Genomic DNA, 17906 nt, shown 5'->3' on the forward strand with positions numbered 1-17906 from the left:
TCATGCAGATATTTCAGCGGCCTATTGTATTTCTAAATGAATAGAATAAATAGGCACAAACCTACTCAATTCGTAATATTTATGACAAAAAGATTAAGCCGCTATGTATTTTTGCAAAAAATACTACGGATATTTGTAATGCTTTTATGAGACATATTTCGCAAAACGATAAAGTACTTGAATATTCAATGAGAAATTTAACGAGAAAAATTAAACATTGAGATGTATTAATCTCTTTATACGAAGTTTATGTGAACATACTTTTTTCAAAATCAAATAAAAGGAATAAAGGCACTCAAAAGGATATAACTTTTGCGATTTGAGATCGCCAAGATCTTAAATATAAGCACACTTATTATAAAGAACTGGGAACTGGGAACTGGGAACTGGGAACTGGGAACTGGGAACTGGGAACTGGGAACTGGGAACTGTAAAGATGATAGAGAATAGCTTTAATCAACGTAAAGCTATTCTCTAACTTTAAGCATAGTCTTTGGCAAAGCGCTCCATAAAACTCGTAAGCGCATAAACGCCTTCGATCGGCATAGCGTTATAAAGACTCGCACGCATACCACCCACACTACGATGTCCTTTTAAATAGACAAGACCAGCTTGCTCCGCTTCTTTTAAGAAAGTGTCATTCAATGACTCATTTGCCAGAATAAAAGGAATATTCATTCTTGAGCGAAAAGAAGGGTGTACAGGATTATGATAAAAAGCATGCTGATCAATAAATTGATAAAGATGCTCACTGCGCTGATGGGCTCTCCGTTCCATTTCGGCAACGCCACCCTGTTTGAGGAGCCAATCGAACACGAGACCAGACAAATACCAAGCATAGGTAGGCGGTGTGTTGTACATACTTTGATTATCAGCAAGCACTTTGTACTGCATCATGCTAGGTACATAAGAAGCTAACTCTCGCTGCAAAATATCTTCGCGAACAATCACCAGAGTAATGCCTGCTGGGCCAATGTTTTTTTGAGCACCCGCATAAATCAAAGCATGGTCTTCGATATTAATAGGCCGCGAAAGTATGTTTGAGGACATATCAGCAACCAGTTTCCCTTTCGCACTTTCGGGAAGCTCGTCGTACTCTACGCCAGAAATAGTCTCATTAGGCGTATAGTGTAGATAGTCATAAGAATCAGGTATTTCCCACTGCGCATGAGGTACGACAGCCGTTAACTCATCTTGCTTATCTAGAGCATTGATTTCGTGGACGGTACCGTATTTGCGAGCTTCTTTGACTGACTTAGAACTCCAGATCCCGGTATTAACATACACGGCCTGGCTTTGTAATAAGTTCATCGGAATGGTGGCAAACTGAAAGGTAGCGCCGCCTGTGGTGAAAAGGACTTTATAGTGCTCAGGGATCTCAAGTAACTGACGTAAATCCGCTTCAGACTTTTCTGCAATGCTGACAAAGTCTTTTCCACGGTGACTAAAGTCCATCACAGAAAGGCCAGTGCCCTGCCAATCCTGAAACTCAGCCTGAGCCTGATCCATCACCTCTTTGGGTAATAAAGCAGGCCCCGCACTAAAATTAAAGGGGGGCTGATGCTGCATTAGCTATCAGCTCCACTCTCATCTTGACTATCAGTGGCTTCATCGGCCGCAGCTTCATTGGATACATCAGACTCGGTGCCATCAAGCTCGCCGTCTTCTTCACTATCCAATTCTTCGATACGCTCAACACTGCACAGTGCGTCATCATCATCTAAACGAATAAGGCGAACCCCCTGAGTGTTACGCCCCATAATACGAACTTCATCGACACGAGTTCGAACCAAAGTTCCGCTGGTTGTGATCAGCATTAACTCATCGCCATCAAAACAAGGAACAGCACCTATTACATTACCGTTTCGCTCGTTAACAACGATAGAGATAACCCCTTGGCCGCCACGTCCACGAACAGGATGCTCAGACATCTCAGTTCGCTTACCATATCCAGCCTCGGTAACGGTCATAACCTGACCTTCTTCTGAAGCCACTACTAGAGCCATAACACGCTGTTCATCAAACAATTTCATACCACGAACACCACGAGCTGTACGCCCCATGGCTCTTACATCTTGCTCACTAAAGCGAATGACTTTTCCGGCATCACTGAACAGCATCAAGTGATCATCACCATTAGTGATGACGGTGCCGATGAGTTCGTCGCCTTCATTCAGATCAACTGCGATAATGCCGCCCTTACGTGGACGAGAGAATTGCTCAAGAGAGGTTTTCTTAACCGTGCCCGAAGCCGTCGCCATAAAGACAAACTTTTCGGCATCGTACTCTCGAATAGGTAAGATACTAGAAATGCGTTCGTCGGCTTCTAATGGCAAGACATTGACGATAGGCTTACCACGCGCTCCACGACTTGCTTGTGGTAACTCAAAGGTACGTAGCCAATAAACTTTACCTTTACTGGAGAAACACAGAATGGTGTCGTGAGTACTACAAACCAGAAGTTTTTCGATGAAGTCTTCATCTTTCATCTTGGTAGCAGATTTACCTTTACCACCACGACGCTGAGCTTCGTACGCAGACAACGGTTGATACTTCACATAACCCTCATGTGACAAAGTAACCACCACATCTTCTTCGGTAATCAAATCTTCTACTGACAAATCAGCGGTACTGTTAGTAATTTCGGTGCGTCGAGGGTCATTATAAGCTTCACGAACCTGGTGTAATTCTTCTTGAATCACTTCCATCAAGCGTTCGTTGCTGCCTAGAATTTTTAATAACTCAGCAATAACAGCCAACAATTCTTGGTATTCACCAATCAGTTTTTCATGCTCGAGTCCTGTCAGCTTGTGCAAGCGTAATTCAAGAATCGCTTGAGCCTGTGCAGGAGAAAGATGGTACTGGCCGTCATTAAATCCATAAATGTCTTCGAGATCATCAGGGCGACATGCGTCAGTCCCCGCACGTTCGAGCATGTCAGAAACCTGACCAGGCGCCCATGCACGACTCAATAAAGCTTCTTTTGCTTCTGCTGGTGATGGGGACTTTTTGATGAGTTCAATCACTTCATCAATGTTGGCCAGAGCAATTGCCAGACCTTCTAATACGTGGGCTTTTTCGCGCGCTTTACGTAGTTCATAAATCGTACGACGTGTAACGACTTCGCGACGATGTCGAATAAAGGCATCGAGCATTTCTTTCAGGTTAAACAAACGCGGCTGGCCATTTTCTAACGCCACCATGTTGATCCCGAAAACCGATTGCATCTGTGTTTGAGAATATAAATTATTCAGTACGACATCAGGCACTTCGCCACGACGTAACTCAATCACCATGCGCATACCGTCTTTGTCAGACTCATCGCGCAGACCAGTAATGCCTTCAATTTTTTTATCTTTAACTAGCTCAGCGATCTTTTCGATCAAACGAGCCTTATTAACCTGATAAGGCAGCTCAGTCACTACAATACTGGGCTTACCGTTCTTTTCGTCTTCTTCAACGTGGGTTCTGGCTCGAATATAAATACGGCCTCGACCTGTACGGTAGGCTTCTAAAATACCCGCGCGGCCATTGATGATACCTTCAGTTGGAAAATCTGGGCCTGGAATATGTTCCATCAGGCCTTGGAGATCAATCTCGGGCTCTTCGATCAAGGCTAAACATCCATCGACCACTTCACCCAGATTATGAGGAGGAATATTGGTTGCCATCCCTACCGCAATCCCAGACGAACCGTTCACTAATAAATTAGGAATCTTAGTTGGTAAAACAGTAGGTTCTTTTTCGCTTCCGTCGTAGTTGGGCTCAAAATCAACCGTTTCTTTATCAAGATCGGCCAATAACTCATGAGCCATTTTTGACATACGGACTTCGGTATATCGCATTGCAGCAGGAGAGTCGCCATCAACAGAACCAAAGTTCCCCTGACCATCGACCAACATATAACGAAGCGAAAACGGCTGTGCCATACGAACGATCGTGTCGTATACAGCAGAATCACCGTGAGGGTGATATTTACCGATCACGTCACCGACAACACGAGCTGATTTTTTGTAGGGTTTATTAAAATCATTGCCCAATTCATTCATCGCGTAAAGTACACGACGGTGAACAGGCTTAAGGCCGTCTCTGACATCGGGTAGCGCACGCCCGACAATAACGCTCATAGCGTAATCAAGGTAGGAATTTTTTAATTCATCTTCGATATTAATCGGAAGAATTTCTTTCGCGAACTCACCCATAAAATCAAAAAAACCTTATATTTCTGATAGTTACGATATTTTCAATATCCCTCACATAAGCCCTCGATTGTACCATAAAGCAGGGAGTACAGCGAGCTTCCTTTGCTTTATTTGTCGGTGAATTAATCAAGCAAACTAAATCTGTTGAGTTTTTGTTCAATCCAAAGCCATTCACCTACATTTAATAGTATCAATAAGCAAAATCAGACGCTCACAAGCCATTCTTAATTGACCAAATTCAGTGATATACTCGCCTCATAACATCAAACAATATAAAGAGCGATTACTGTGTCTCAATCTATTGATACATTAATTCTGGCCGACTGGGTGATCCCCGTCCAACCAGAAGACACCGTACTGCACAACTACGGCGTCGCCATCGACAAAGGAAGAATCATCGCTGTCGAGCATCATGATGAACTCACTAACCGTTTTGATGCCACTCACTTGCGACGCCTAAAAGGCCATGCCTTAATTCCAGGCTTAATCAACGCTCATACCCATTCTGCAATGAATTTACTACGTGGATTTGCGGATGATCTGCCCTTAATGACCTGGTTAGAGCAACATATATGGCCAGCAGAAGCCAAACACGTCAGTGAGGAATTCGTTGAAGATGGTACGCGACTCGCTATTGCCGAAATGCTACGCAGTGGCACTACCTGTTTTAACGACATGTATTTTTATCCGCAAATCGCGGCACGTGTTGCCACCGATACAGGCATTCGTGCCAATATTGGCATGGTCGTCATCGACTTCCCCACCGCCTGGGCTAATAATGCTGATGAATACATTCATAAAGGCCTTGCTGCTTTCGATAACTTTAAACATCAGGATGGCATCCGCTTCAGCTTTGCGCCTCACGCACCTTATACTGTTTCTGATGCGCCGTTAAAGAAAATCGCAACCTACTCGCAAGAACTGGATCTGGGTATCCACATCCACTTGCATGAAACTGCTTTTGAAGTAGAGCAAGCGGTCAAAGAAAAAGGCCAACGCCCCATCCAGCGACTGAATGATCTGGGTCTGCTTTCACCATCGTTACAGACGGTTCACATGACTCAGCTTAATGATGATGATATCCGCTTGGTCAGTGACAACGGTGTCCATGTTATTCACTGTCCACAATCGAATATGAAACTGGCCAGCGGTATTTGCCCAACAGCCAAGTTACTTGAGGCCGATGTTAACCTTGCCATCGGCACCGATGGCTCAGCAAGTAATAACGATCTCGACATGCTAGGCGAACTACAATCAGCCGCACTACTCGCCAAAGTGGGGGCTATGGATGCCAGTGCCATGCCTGCGTTTACAGCACTAAAAGCCGCCACATTGAATGGCGCTAAAGCTCTAGGTATCGATGAAGACTGTGGCAGTATCGAAGTTGGCAAATGCGCTGATCTATGCGCCATCGATCTGGATCGCATCGAAACTCAACCACTCTTTGATCCGGTTTCTCAAATTGTGTACTCAGCCACACGAGAACAAGTCACTCATGTTTGGGTTAATGGCAAACTGCAGTTAGATAATCGTCAATTAACTTCTATTGATGAAGAGCAACTGCTTGATAAAGTAAAGCATTGGCAAAAGACCATTACGCAAACGCAATAACCAAAAGTTAATTCATTATGACAACACAAAATGTCGATTTCAGTGAAATCAAAAAGTTTGAAGATTTAGCCGAACGCTGGTGGGATAAAAACAGCGAATTTAAACCTTTGCATGATATCAATCCTTTGCGTGTTGATTTTATCAATCAACATTCAGGTGGTGTAGGAGGCAAAAAAATTCTAGATGTCGGTTGTGGCGGTGGAATACTTGCCGATGCACTATCAAAAATGGGTGCAGAAGTGACTGGTATTGATATGGGTGAAGCACCTCTTTCTGTTGCACGTTTACATCAATTAGAATCAGGGCAATCTGTCCATTATCAACAGATTACAGCGGAAGAACTGGCAGCAACCGAAGGCCAATCTTTTGACATCGTTACCTGCTTAGAAATGTTAGAGCATGTACCGGATCCTGGCTCGGTGATCAATGCCTGCCAACAGTTGGTTAAGCCTGGTGGCGATGTGTTCTTTTCTACTCTGAATAGAAATCCCAAGTCATTTTTATTCGCCATCGTCGGTGCAGAGTACATACTCAATATGCTACCGAAAGGCACTCACGAGTTCGCAAAATTTATTAAGCCTTCTGAGCTGGATCGCTGGGCCCGTGCTTGCCATTTAGAGCTAAGAACCATGACAGGGATGCACTTTAATCCTTTGACAAAAAATTATTGGTTATCCGATAGTAATGTCGATGTAAATTATATCTGTCACTATCGCGAAACAGCTTAATAAAAGTCAACGTTCATTTTTATTTATCAAAGAGTGTTTTATGAATTACGCTGCTGTTTTATTTGATTTAGATGGAACCTTCGCAGATACCGCTCGCGATCTGGCATTTGCATTAAACGAATTGTTGGTGGCGCAAGGTCGCCCCCCCATGACGTTCGAAGATATCCGTCCTTATGTATCAAAGGGCACTCCAGGAATGCTTGGTATAGGATTTCAAGTAACCCCTGCAGACAAAGAGTTTGAACCTTTGAAGCAGCGCTTCTTAGCCATTTATCAACGCGCAGTATGTCGTCATACGGTTTTGTTTGACGGTATCGAAAAACTGATTACTGATTTAGAATCAGCCGGAATTCCCTGGGGAATTATTACCAACAAACCAGACTTTCTGACTCAACCATTAATCAAAGCGCTTGAGCTTGATGAACGCGCTGCGGTGGTTTATAGCGGCGATACTTTTGGCGAAAAAAAACCGCATCCATTGCCATTGCTTGAAGCAGCAAAAACATTAAATGTTGATGCCTTAAACTGCGTGTATGTTGGCGACGATGAACGCGACATGATGGCCGCGAAAGCTGCAGGAATGAAAGCCGTTGCGGCTTTATGGGGTTATATTCCACCACAAGAAGACCCACAAAGTTGGCCAGCAGATAGTTGGGTTGAAAACTCTGAGCAATTACAGGAAGCGCTGACTCAACTGAGTCACACTGACTAAAACAAAAAAGGCTGCATTACGCAGCCTTTTTTATATAACGATAAAACAACTACTAACCATCGATAACAGCTGTCAAAGCATCAGCAACATAATCTAAGCAGCTAGTACTTAAACCCGCCACATTAATACGGCTAGAGTCTGCCATATAGATGCTGTACTTGTCTTTTAACTCATGAACCTGCTCTTTAGAAATACCTAAGAAACTGAACATCCCTTTTTGTTCACGAATAAAGCTAAAGTCTTTGCTCACACCACGCTGGGCTAGCTTCTCAACCAAACCTTCACGTAATGATTTAACCCGTGTCGCCATAGCATCCAACTCAGTCATCCACTCTTGACGTAAGCTATCATCTTGCAACACAGCTTCAACCAGATAACCACCGTAAGCAGGTGACATAGAATAGTTCGCACGAGCGACATCCTGAATTTGAGTTTGAATAGCCGTCGCCTGTGTTGCGTTAGCTGTTTGTACCATCAAGCCACCAGTTCTTTCACGATACAAACCAAAGTTCTTCGAACACGACGTTGCCAGTACTAATTCGGGTACTCGCTCTGCCAGATAACGGAAGCCTTTGACATCTTCTTCAAGGCCATCGCCCAAGCCTTGATAAGCAATATCAACGAAAGGAATAAATCCTTGCTTTTCTGCACGAGCAGTAATTTGCTGCCATTGCTCAAATGATAAATCAGCACCAGTCGGGTTATGACAGCAGCCGTGTAACAACACAACATCATTAGGTCCAAGCTTGGCCAACTGTTCATCCATCTGCTCAAACTTAACGCCACCGGTTGCTTTATCAAAGTAAGGATAAGACTGGATTTTAAGACCCGCAGAACCAATCAAAGGCTCATGATTCGCCCAAGTTGGATCACTCACCCAAACGGTTAAATCCTGAGCATCACGATTTAATAACTCGCTGCCCACGCGCAACGCACCACATCCACCCGGAGTTTGAATCGCAGCAATGCGGTTATCAGCAACGATAGGCGAACCATTGCCAAACACCAATGATTTAATTCCATCAACAAAACCGGCAACGCCGACCGGGCCAATATAGGTTTTTGAGTCTTCTGTTTCCAAATGTTTGGCCGCAGCTTTTTGAATAGCGGACATAATCGGAGTGTTACCCTCTTCGTCACGGTAAACACCCACACCTAAATCTACCTTTTGAGGATTTGGATCATCTCGATAAGCAACAATCAAACCCAACAACGCATCAGCAGGTAATGCCTCAAAACGGTCAAACATTATTCGACTCCATAGTTCATACAAACGGATAAAAAGTAGCTAACAAATATGCTCTTGGCAACATCAACCACTCATAATTGAATGAGCGGATTGTAACGCTTTTGCAGCGGGTTAAGCCAGTCACCACTTATAATAAAAAGAGAATAATCCCGATCATCAGAGCAGTCATCGGTAAGTTTAGTGAAAATTCAGAAAATTAAGAGAGAAAATAGTCAAAGAAGAGACTCATGACCGCCAAGACGGCCATGAGGTTTAGAGCTAGCAGCCCTGCACGTTACACAGTGCAACAATGTTATAACTGCTAAAACGAGGGCCTACATAGGTATTACCAAATCCACCAATATGTGGGCCACTCACTACACCATTCACATAGTTGCCACCATGAGAATAAGGTAGGAAGTTACGTAACCAACCACCACCACTGGAGCCGTAGGTCATATCACAACCTTTAACCAAAACGTTAGTTCCTTCGGTACCAGAGTAAAAACTCTGAGCGGCACAGATATTAGTATATTGTGTGCTCAGATTACTGGCATAACCAAAAGAATGCATGTGCTGAGTGTAACCATAGTTCCAGGACTTACCTAACCAGCCAACGTAAGAAGTAACAGGAATACCTGAAGCGTTGTTGGCCAGCTTGATGATGCCCAGATCCGACTTACGATCACCCACATTAATCCAGTCATTCAACACTGTGGCAGAAGACCAGCCAAAACTACCGTAAGGTGCTGCGCCATAACGGTCGGCAGGAACAAAGCTGAAACTATTGTTAAATCCCTGTCCACGGGTGTATATACAGTGTGCAGCCGTTGCAATATGCCCAGTGCTACTGATCACATTGGCCGTACAGTAAGAGCTGCCACCAGAAGGGGTTTTAAAGTACAACTTGCCAATCTTATTAAATGGCGCATATTTCCACATCTGTGAATATAGGTTACCCGCATAACGAGTGAAAATGCCGTGAGTCCCATCCAATGCATCTATCGGCGATTGTTGATTTTTTGCAGCGATACGATCCTGCTCTTCGATAAATGCCCAGGCATCAGCAAATTCAATTTGCGCGCGCTGGTTGGCGTCAGCTTCGGGTTGTCCTCCCATCGAATCACCATTAGGCAAATTCATGGTTGGCGCTTCTAGTTGTTTTGTACCTACTGGAGCTGGGCTGCTTTCGTTCCATGATAAGGCCTCTATGGCAGCTCTTTGCGCACGAGTAGCAAATGGATTGATGGCACTGTTCTGCGATAGAACGCCTTTGCCTCTATCTTGATTATGCTTCACCACGACTTCGCCAAAAGACGTTCTCACCATTTCTTCTTTCGCAGTTGCTTCGACAGCAACAAACTGGCATAGCACAGCAGCCACTAACAAACCACTCTGGCGTGCCCATTGAGACGGATTAAAACGCCAAGCCTGCGACAATGAATAATTGGTTCCCATCTTCCTTTCTCCTTCATTATTTAGCTCTTGATTGAGCGTTAGGTTAGATAGATGATAAACAGCATCATGTATCCCTGTTTTGCGACGTGAACAGCCAATCACGAGGCAAATCTTCAAACCATAAAAAAGAGTGAAAAAGACAAAGGTAGTCAGTCATTTATTCTTTTAGCTTTCCGCTATTACCCAACATCAGCGACTCCATTCGCTACCTACGATCGTCCTTAACGTTATCTCAATTCCTTGGGTCACTATTAAACAAAAGCTCGTGAGCAGATACAACAGACAACCACGATTTGTCGTGTAAGCTTTTTGCTCATGATCATCTCATCTAATATCTACCCCTAAAATGAGATAGATCTAATTAATCTATGTAACTATTTCGCTTAGTAATAAGCATTCTAATAATTGCGATATATCTCAATAAGAAGTCTTAATAAGAGCTTGAAGTGAAAGTATTATTTCATTTCATAATAAAATGTGGCGATATCGGTAAAGTCAGATATTGTCACCAACTATCATCAGCGAGAAAAACGAATACCCACTCGCACTCCGGTGGCATCTTCTGTGTTATAAGCAAAATAATCACCGCCATGATACTCTGCAATCAAGCGCACTATGTAGAGACCTAATCCCATATTCACTTGTTCAGGTTGGCGATATTTGGGATCTCGTAAAGTAACCATAGAAGCAAATAGTTCTTTAGTGTCGACATCGGGCAAAGCCGGACCTCGATTCTCTACCGCCACTTCAATGTGGTCATTATTGTGCTCAACATAAAGTCGAATGACACTGGATGATTCGGCAAAATCCATAGCATTAGAAAATAATTTATCCAATAACTGAGCCATTAATTCAGGAGAACTTTCGATAGCGTTTAACTCTCCTGTTAAGATAACTTCAAAACTCCAATCTGGGTTCATCTGTCCGTAAGCATCAACATACTGGTGACAAAATTCTTTTAGATCAATTTCAGCTCGCTGTGAAGCAAAGATACTTTGCTCAACTCGAGCTGCTTCTTTCATTCGGTTAATGATGCCACTCATCCGTTGGATACCAGATAAAGCATTATTGATTGGCTGACTTAACTCTTCTTGATGAGACAATGCAATGTTATCGATAGATGATCGCACCATAGCAACGGGCGTTCTTAGCTCATGAGAAAGTCGCGATGCCAGCTTTTCCAGATAATCATGATATTCCGTCAGGCGAACGCTCATCGATTCAAAAGAACGACCAAGCTCTCCAATTTCATCTTTTGTTTTATCGGCATCAATGATGTTAATAACACGCCCATACTCATCCACAGATTCATTCACCGATTGGTTGAGTCGTGTAATTCTATGAGTAAAACGAGTAGCAATAATAATAGCCACCACAATCACCATTAGAATCATAAGCAGGGAGGTATTAACAAAAACGTTAAGCGCTTCTCGTTGCACCATCTGAATAGCCGCAACGGTTTCTTCTACTACCACAACCCCAATAACGGCACCATCGGCTATCACAGGCACACTCGCTAGAGCTATTGCCAAAGTTTGCCCCGCAACGGGCTCGAGATCTAACTGGCTTTGACCTTCTAAGGCTTGTTGCACAGCTGGCATAGACAAAGCAATAGAACGAGCTCGGGGATCATTAAAGTCGCCCGGTGGTGGCGCAAATAAAAAGTTAATAATGGGATTCACTCGCTGCAAGGGCAAATCACTTTTTACATTTCCTGCACGAGCAAGCAAACGCCCTTTAGCATCCAGCACCCAGATGCGCCGAGCATTGCGCGAATTTAATTGCTTTAGTTGAGCCTCAAGAGCCTGTGAAGGCCATATCAAAGGATTCAGTTGTTGTTCGAAGCTACTGACGGTTTGCACAGTACTCGATTGACCATCAGGATGGAAAACAGCAACGCCCAGCGCTTGCCACTGTTGGAATATAGGCAATTTGATCTCAAGCCCATAGCCCGTATTGGTTTCTTGCCACTTAGCATCACTCACCCACACATTTTGCTGAGCATCGCTACGAATAGAAGGATTGACTTTACCCGGAGCAAGAGGTGCAAACTTGAGTTCATAGTGCTCGCCTTTCTGGTTTATTAGACGAACAACCACTTGGTCACTTAAAGCATCAAGATCATGAGTTTGTCGATAGCCAATGCTTGGCACTTCAACATCAATCATCAAGCTAAAGCTATCTCCTCGTGTACCAGTCATTACCGATAAAGACAAAGATTCATTGCGATAGCGTTTAGTAAAATCACTGACCGCAAACCAATCATCATGGTAACCATCAATATCTAAAGGTTGTGGTAATGTAGAAACATAAAACCCCGACTGCGACGCTTCGCTTCCGAGCACGTCTCGAGAAAAAAGTGCTTTTTGTTGTGTTAAAGAAAATGCAATGGACTGAGCATACCCTTGCAAGTGTTGCTGCAAATTTTCAACAAGAATGCGCTCAATTTGCTGCAACAGGCTGATGCCTGCCAGAGGAATGGAGATCAGCGCCAAAGAGAATAATATTAATTTTCGTCTTAAGGTCCAGAAACGTTTCACAGATAATTACTCTCTTGATAAAAAACTTGGGGCCTGTTTATCTTTGCTTGGCTGTCTCTATTGTGTCTGAGTCAAATGCCCCAGTTAGCTCTTCCAGCGATAGCCCATACCGTAAACCGTATCAATACAATCGAAGGCTGAGTCGATCTTGATAAACTTCTTACGGATACGTTTGATATGAGAAGTAATGGTTGTGTCGTCTACAACAACATTGGCCGTTTCCATTAACTGGTCACGGGTTTTAACATGTCCAGGATTCTTTGCTAACGCATGAACCATCCAAAACTCGGTTAATGTAAGCTCCACAGGCTGTTGCTGCCAATAAATTTTAATGCGTTCAACATCAATCTTTAGACTATCAAACTCAATGATTTCGCTCTCGGTTGGCTCCGACTGTAACGCCGAGACCCGACGCAATAAAGCAGCAATTCGAGCCATCAAATGTGGCAAGCTGATATCTTTGGTCACATAATCGTCAGCACCGAGTCGCAACCCAGAAATAACATCAAAGTCACTATCCAAAGCTGTTAAAAACATGATCGGCAAAGAATTCGACTGCTGGCGAAGTTGCTGACAAAGCTTAAAGCCGCCTTCTGGTTCATCCCCCAGTCCTACATCCAGAATCGCCAAATCAGGCAAACGAGTTTGAAAACCACGCTCAGCTTCTTCTACCGAAGCATAGGCCATCACTTCGTAACCATATTTACGAAAAGCCGATACATAATTTTCGCGAATGACCTGTTCGTCTTCGACCAAAACAATACGTTTTGCCATAATACCAACACAACCCTCAATTTTTTGAAATCTGGAACACGAAGCGTCCACACCACAGACGCTAAAAACCACCTACTACTCTATCAACGCAATTTACCAGAATCTGTTTTTTTTGGGAATATCACTCCCCTGACTTATCTACAGCTGGTGTCATCCACACTTTTTCGCTAGGCTTAGCCTTTGTCACCGATAGTTAACAATAGGACCAAACTAAGGGATGGATATCATTGAACACTGTTTGACAGAACATATTCCTATTGGTGACGACTTCTACTATTGTTTTTTACGCAACAAAAAAGACACTGACGCGATTATTCGCCTCTCTCTGCTCAAGCTCTGGTTGCAATTGGCAACTAAATCCAACGAAAGTCAGGTAGTCACCGCTCAATTTCAATGGTGGTGCCAACAAAGTACACAGTGGTCTCAAGAGTCAGCTCAACATCCTCTATTAAAAGCATTACCTGACTCTCAATATAATCGAGATTGGCTTACGCAGGCAGAGCTTTGGCTAGCCTCTCAAATATCCTCAAGTCACGCTCAATCAACCTCGCATTCGACACGCCAGGAATTTGAAGCTATGACGGGCCAATTGATCGCCCAGGCACTTACGCCCAGCTCATTCCAAGCTGAGACTGACCGATGGGAAAAACTCGGACAATACTGGCTACTTCGCTCGGCTCTTTTTATTATGCCAGGCTCAATCCTTAGTCCATTGAAGCAAACGATGGCTTCGACGGATTTATCCAAGTTTGATGCTGACTACCACACTTGGTACAAAAATCAAACACTGGCTAGATCAGAACCATTGGCTCAATACTTTAAGCAAATTAAGCTTTGGTTAGCTTGTAACCGAAAGAACACACAATGGCAAACCGAAATGTATGAACCCAGCCCTATCCGCAAATTAGTTCATTGTTACCTTCCCTGGTAGTTATACCCGTCGCCTTTCAAGTTGCAGCGCTGATGTTCAAGTTGCAGCGCTGCGCGCACTCACCCCAATCACTTAGTAAAGCTAAGCTCAGGGGATTACCTGCACCTTGAAATGCTTTGGGTATAGAAACTGGCACCCTTTAATAACATTAAGAGTTAATCAAATCGTTTTAACCACTGGCTTAAATGACCAGAAAACGATGAAGTCGCCTTACTTCCTTCTTTAAACTGATATGCCTGCTCAATCGATGAGTAACGATATTGGCTGTGTCCGATACCCGTCTGCTTTACAAAGGTTGCAGAACCAGGTCGCCAGCGGTTAATCATATCCACTATCATTCGATGACCATGCTCTGACTCAAATTGATCAAACTCGTTAAAGACCACCAGTACCGGAACCTCTAGCTGATGCCACGCAGCTAAAAAGTTATGTTTTGCAGCTTGTTGATGCCACAGATAAGGTCTTCCGTAGTGGGTGCTTTGATTCATCCCCAATATGTCATTGCGGACCGCTTTCATAGCAGGCGATTGACTGGCGATGTCATCAGGATGTTTACCCATCACCAAATATTCATACTGAAACTGATGGCGATCCAACATTTGCTGATGAATGCTCTCAGGTGCTACTTGAGTGCGACGTTCAAGATAAATACGATCAAAGGCCAACATCCTTTCGAGATAAGTAACAGCTCCGCCTCCCTGAATCATGACACCTTCAACAGGCACACCTTCCTTCTGTAACTGGACGGCAATAAGCGGAGCTAAAGTGGAGCCCAAGCTGGATCCCCAGATAATAATACGTTGTTTATCGACCATCGGGTGCAGGCTTAACTTTTTAAAGGCGTCAACATAATCCTGTAATTCACGGTCATAACCTAACTGATGGCAGGCTGGCCCCTGACTATCACCGCTAGCCGCTCGATCCACTCTCACCAAAGCACGCCCCGAACTGTGTAGCAATTGAGCAAACAATTCACGAGAAGCGCTACGAGGATGATATTCTATGGAACCACAGGACACCCATTGCACAAAGAAAATGGCGGGCAGTTTCTGTTTTTTCTTTTCGGGTACCGAGACGATGGTTCTCAGGTGACTACCCCCACGAGTTACCAAGCTGTCATAATAACTATCGACCTTCTCGATCTTTTCTAAAGGTTGCTTATCGGGTACCCAGCTCAGCACTTTGGTCTTGCCTTTCCTTTTAATTGTCAGTTTAAGAGGCTTGCCACCAGGCACTCGCCACAAGCAAGTTTGGGCATCCAGCAACTGTTCGGCGTTAGAGTTCGCAAATGACCAGGTCTGGCCCTTCGCCGTCATTCCCACAATCACATCGCCATCTTTTACTCCCGACTTTTCAGCGAGCGACCCCGACTTTACTCGTCGAATGACAAGCTGTTGATCCTCAATAACCGGAGAAAAACCCAGATCAGCTCTACGCGGAAGCTCTCCCTCGATAAAAGATGCGGCAAAACTACTGGAAATGAACAAACAAATAGATAAAGATAAGCAAAATATTAAGAAGGTTTTCATTTTCGACCTCGTTTCATCAATGAAGTCGTAAGACTATGAAAACCAAGGCTTAATTTACCTGAGGAAAGTCCGATGATTTTCTGATGAATGCCAAGGATCCCGCATTGAACTCTGCCATTGATGTAAAAACATCCAACAGCCACGAACTATCACTCAACTATTGCCGCCTTTCTCTTAGTGACAACACACTCTACTTTAAAGATGGTCAGATTAAACTTGAGCCCAAAGTCATCCGAGTGCTTCATTGCCTTGCTACGGTTTCTGGTGAAGTGGTGATCCGGGAGCAACTCATAACGGCAGTCTGGAAGGACCAAGTAGTCAGCGATGATGCTATTACTCGCTGCATTTCAATTCTGCGCAAACACTTTAAGCAACACCCAGAGTTAGGGCTTTCAATAGAGACCATCGCCAAACAAGGCTACCGCCTTAATCAGATCACGGTAACTCAAGAGACTCCTCCCTCGCTTCTCAGCCGACACTATCGAGTGGTCGCCATATCCGTTGCTTTGGTAACGTTTTTACTCCTGCTTCTAAGTCAGTGGCTTCCTGTTGATCAAGAAAAAAACTGGGAGAGGAGCATTTTACTGGCCAGCGAGGCGAAGGAAAGGTACCCCAATCTCAGCCAGTCAGGACACTGGCTCACTTATGCTCGCTCTCACCAAAATGGCATGGCTATTTATGTAAAGTCACTCACCGATGAAGGTATTCAACAACTCACCACCGGTGAGTTTTATGATCACCAACCCACATTTTCGCCGGATCAAAAACGCATTGCTTTTGCCCGTATTACCGCAACTCAACAATGTGAAATCTGGACAGTTCCACTGATTGGTGGTCCAGAGAAAAAACTGGCGAGCTGTCAGCCCCAAGGTGTCTATGATATGAGCTGGGCCGCCGATGGACAGGAGTTATTGTATATTGATCGCCAACACCCGATGGCTCCAGGTCGGCTCAATAGATTGCACCTTCCCACTCTGACTCAACAGGTCATCAATATTCAATCAGGAGTGGGCGTTGATGATCTGGCGCTAAGTGCTGATGGCCAACAAATCGCCGTAACATTATCTCCGCTGCCGGGCGTTGAAGATATTTACCTCAATTCATTCCCCATAAACGCTCCCTGGAAAAGGCTCAGCAAGGAGCATACTAAAGTTCATGGCCTGGCTTTCGCAGCCGATAACCGTTCTCTGTTTTTTACTTCTAATCGACGCGGCCCTTTTTTCTTATGGCAGACGCCCCTATCAAAGTGGGAGCCCAAGAATATACACAGTGCTTTGCCTAACGGCGATGAAATATCCATTAATGCTCAACATACCATTGCACTCGAACGTTGGACCGAAAACAGCGAAGTCGTAGCACTAGCCCACGATGGCACAGAACTAAACATCATCGCGGACAAACAAATGAACTGGCAGGCTCAGCAGGCACCAGACAACAAAGCCACAGCTTTTATATCGGACCGCAGTGGCACCGCCGAGCTGTGGTTACAAAAAGGCTCAGAGTACCATCAGCTAACGCAGTTTAATGGCCCCTGGATATTGTCTTTTGATTGGTCGCCAGATAGCCGAGAGATTGCTTTTTCTGTCGCCGAAGCCAAGGGTTATAGTGTGTATCTATATAACCTGGACACTCAGCGCCTCACGCAGCCACAACCCTTAAAAAATGCCTACGCTCCATTCTGGCATCCTGTCTCTGGCGAATTATATTTTGGCTCAACTCGCTCTGGTGATTGGCAGATATGGCGTTGGTCTCCCATCAGTCAAGAACTGCAAAAAGTCACTCAGCAAGGCGGTAAAGTCGTCAAAATATCCGCTGATGGCTCCCTGTTTTATACCAAGGCCAACCAGACGGGGCTCTGGTTGCAAAACCAATCTCAGGAACAGCAAGTGTTACAACAACTGGCAGTATTTGACGAAGCCAACTGGGCGGTTACCAACACCGATATTTTTTGGGTCAAACGTGACTTCCAACATGGATCGCTACTGATTCAACACAGCCGTGCAAGCAACAGTGAAGTAAAGCAGTTGCCATTGAATAACCTGCTTTATTTTTCTGGATTAAAACTATCGAGAGATAAGCAACAGATATGGTATGCCCGAATTACTCGAGAAGATTCCGATATTGATCTGCTTCATTCTGAGATGGCCAATGCACTTTAAACAACTCATCCCTCAAATGGAGAAAAAAGCTAGC

12 protein-coding genes are annotated in these 17906 nt (G+C 44.3%); 5 read left to right on the forward strand and 7 right to left on the reverse strand.

Annotated elements, in window-relative coordinates; all coding sequences use genetic code 11:
- Positions 1-480 precede the first annotated feature (480 nt).
- The gene (gene serC, locus NH399_RS06005; protein WP_253037795.1) at positions 481-1569 is read right to left on the reverse strand and encodes a 3-phosphoserine/phosphohydroxythreonine transaminase; all 1089 of its coding nucleotides are present in this window, start codon (positions 1567-1569) and stop codon (positions 481-483) included.
- Entirely contained in the window at positions 1569-4202 is a 2634-nt protein-coding gene (gene gyrA / locus NH399_RS06010; RefSeq protein WP_253037796.1) for a DNA gyrase subunit A, read from the reverse strand. The genes serC and gyrA overlap by 1 nt, the downstream gene beginning before the upstream one ends.
- Positions 4203-4490: 288 nt before the next feature.
- On the opposite strand from gyrA, the gene NH399_RS06015 reads away from it, so the two are divergent.
- From NH399_RS06015 to gph, 3 genes are read left to right on the forward strand one after another with little or no spacing between them, the layout of a single operon-like run.
- On the forward strand, positions 4491-5813 hold the full coding sequence (locus tag NH399_RS06015) for a TRZ/ATZ family hydrolase (protein ID WP_253037797.1): 1323 nt from the start codon (positions 4491-4493) through the stop codon (positions 5811-5813).
- Positions 5814-5830: 17 nt separating this feature from the next.
- Positions 5831-6541, forward strand: coding sequence for a bifunctional 2-polyprenyl-6-hydroxyphenol methylase/3-demethylubiquinol 3-O-methyltransferase UbiG (gene ubiG, locus NH399_RS06020; RefSeq protein WP_253037798.1), 711 nt, complete (start codon positions 5831-5833; stop codon positions 6539-6541).
- Between the two features lie 40 nt (positions 6542-6581).
- Positions 6582-7253 carry a phosphoglycolate phosphatase gene (gph, locus tag NH399_RS06025; protein ID WP_253037799.1) on the forward strand — a complete coding sequence of 224 codons (672 nt, stop codon included), beginning with the start codon at positions 6582-6584 and terminating at the stop codon, positions 7251-7253.
- 52 nt (positions 7254-7305) lie between these two features.
- Here the strand turns inward: gph and NH399_RS06030 are convergent, their stop codons facing one another.
- From NH399_RS06030 to pdsR, 4 genes are all read right to left on the reverse strand, one after another.
- The gene (locus NH399_RS06030) at positions 7306-8502 is read right to left on the reverse strand and encodes an amino acid aminotransferase (RefSeq protein WP_253037800.1); all 1197 of its coding nucleotides are present in this window, start codon (positions 8500-8502) and stop codon (positions 7306-7308) included.
- 258 nt (positions 8503-8760) lie between these two features.
- Complete coding sequence (locus tag NH399_RS06035; protein WP_253037801.1) at positions 8761-9939, reverse strand: serine protease; 1179 nt, start codon at positions 9937-9939, stop codon at positions 8761-8763.
- 518 nt (positions 9940-10457) lie between these two features.
- Positions 10458-12479, reverse strand: a complete 2022-nt coding sequence (locus NH399_RS25840; protein ID WP_253037802.1) for an ATP-binding protein — start codon at positions 12477-12479, stop codon at positions 10458-10460.
- An 84-nt stretch (positions 12480-12563) separates the two neighbouring features.
- Positions 12564-13253, reverse strand: a complete 690-nt coding sequence (pdsR, locus tag NH399_RS06045) for a proteobacterial dedicated sortase system response regulator (protein ID WP_253037803.1) — start codon at positions 13251-13253, stop codon at positions 12564-12566.
- A gap of 217 nt (positions 13254-13470) precedes the next feature.
- On the opposite strand from pdsR, the gene NH399_RS06050 reads away from it, so the two are divergent.
- Positions 13471-14184, forward strand: coding sequence for a hypothetical protein (locus NH399_RS06050; protein WP_253037804.1), 714 nt, complete (start codon positions 13471-13473; stop codon positions 14182-14184).
- 155 nt (positions 14185-14339) lie between these two features.
- Here the strand turns inward: NH399_RS06050 and NH399_RS06055 are convergent, their stop codons facing one another.
- Positions 14340-15713, reverse strand: a complete 1374-nt coding sequence (locus tag NH399_RS06055) for a hypothetical protein (protein WP_253037805.1) — start codon at positions 15711-15713, stop codon at positions 14340-14342.
- An 83-nt stretch (positions 15714-15796) separates the two neighbouring features.
- On the opposite strand from NH399_RS06055, the gene NH399_RS06060 reads away from it, so the two are divergent.
- Entirely contained in the window at positions 15797-17872 is a 2076-nt protein-coding gene (locus tag NH399_RS06060) for a winged helix-turn-helix domain-containing protein (protein ID WP_253037806.1), read from the forward strand.
- Positions 17873-17906 lie beyond the last annotated feature (34 nt).

Origin of the sequence: Pleionea sp. CnH1-48 (genome assembly GCF_024124665.1) — a bacterium.
GTDB lineage: Bacteria > Pseudomonadota > Gammaproteobacteria > Enterobacterales > Kangiellaceae > JAMXSB01.